Origin of the sequence: Roseovarius sp. MMSF_3350, from assembly GCF_030733425.1 — a bacterium.
Lineage (GTDB): Bacteria > Pseudomonadota > Alphaproteobacteria > Rhodobacterales > Rhodobacteraceae > Roseovarius.
The window spans coordinates 1-1357 of record NZ_JASHIZ010000040.1; the positions used below are offsets into that span (position 1 = coordinate 1).

Annotated in this window: 2 protein-coding genes and 1 pseudogene; all 3 read left to right on the forward strand. The window is 68.6% G+C overall.

The window, feature by feature from the left end; all coding sequences use genetic code 11:
• Positions 1 to 313: pseudogene (locus tag RBB31_RS20515) on the forward strand (sulfite exporter TauE/SafE family protein); the annotation flags it as partial.
• Between the two features lie 10 nt (positions 314 to 323).
• On the forward strand, positions 324 to 677 hold the full coding sequence (locus RBB31_RS20520) for an Mth938-like domain-containing protein (RefSeq protein ID WP_306131117.1): 354 nt from the start codon (positions 324 to 326) through the stop codon (positions 675 to 677).
• Between the two features lie 16 nt (positions 678 to 693).
• Positions 694 to 1311 (forward strand): heme ABC exporter ATP-binding protein CcmA, encoded by a 618-nt coding sequence (ccmA, locus tag RBB31_RS20525; RefSeq protein WP_306131118.1) that lies wholly within the window; start codon positions 694 to 696, stop codon positions 1309 to 1311.
• The last annotated feature ends 46 nt before the right edge of the window (positions 1312 to 1357 follow it).

Genomic DNA, 1357 nt, shown 5'->3' on the forward strand with positions numbered 1-1357 from the left:
GGGGCTGACGGGCCTGACGGGGCCGGTGGTGATTTTGTTCTACCTGTCGGGCCAGGCGGCGGTGCAGTCGGTGCGGGGCAACACGATCCTGTTCCTGGCGGCACTGGACGTGGTCCTGATCGCCAACCTGCTGTGGCAGGGGGCGGTGACGTGGGAACTGACCCTGCTAGCCGTTGTCATGTCGGTGCCCTACCTGATGACGACGCTGATCGGGCAGGCCCTGTTTGACCCGACGCGCGAGCGCCTGTATCGCTGGGCCGCCTACGGGGTGATCGCGCTGGCGGTCATTTCCGGCCTGCCGCTGTGGGACTGAGGAGGACGCAATGCGCCTGAACGAGGTGAGTTTTTCCGATGCGAAGCCGATCGACGGCTATGGCCCCGGCTTTTTCCGCGTGGATGGAGAGGCGGTCGAGGGCGCGGTCTGCGTGGGCCCGGACGGGGTGAAAGCCTGGGGCGGGTACGAGGACAGCGCGTCGCTGATGGACCTGGTGGACAAGGTCGATGTGCTGTTTATCGGCACGGGCGCCGAGACGGCGCATGTCCCGGGGACGTTCCGCACCGCGCTGGAGGAGACTGGCATCGGCGTGGAGGCGATGAATTCGCCCGCCGCGGCGCGGACTTACAACGTGCTGATTTCGGAAGGGCGGCGCGTGGCCGTGGCCCTGTTGCCGGTCTGAGAGCGGTGGGCCGGCGATGCGCCTGACGGTTCGGGACCTTTGCGTGGCGCGCGGCGGCGTGCGGGTGCTGGACGGTCTGAGCTTTGCCGTGGCGGCGGGCGAGGCGCTGGTGCTGCGCGGGCCTAATGGCGCGGGCAAGACGACGCTGTTGCGGACGCTGGCTGGGTTGCAACCGCCGGTTTCGGGAGAGGTGGAGTACCCGGCCGACAACGTGGTTTACGCGGGCCATGCCGACGGGATCAAGCCTGCGCTGAGCGTGTCGGAGAACCTGAGCTTCTGGGCGCAGGTCTTTGGCCGGAAAGACATTTCCCGTGCCCTGGCGGCCTATGATCTGGAGGCCTTGGCCGACCGGCCCGCAGGCTTTCTGTCCGCCGGGCAAAAGCGGCGGCTGGGGCTGGCTCGACTGTTGGTGACGGGCCGGGGGATCTGGATATTGGACGAGCCGACCGTGTCGCTTGATGCGCGTGCCGGGGGGATGTTCGCCGCAGTGGTGCGGGCGCATCTGGCCGAGGGCGGCATCGCGGTGCTGGCCACGCATATCGACCTGGGCCTGGACGAGGCGAGGGTGCTGGACGTGGCGTCGTTTCGCGCGGTGCGGCAGGGGCTGGATGACTTCGACGAGGCGTTCCTGTGAAAGCGCTGCTGCTGCGGGACATACGGCTGGCGGTGCGGGCCGGGGG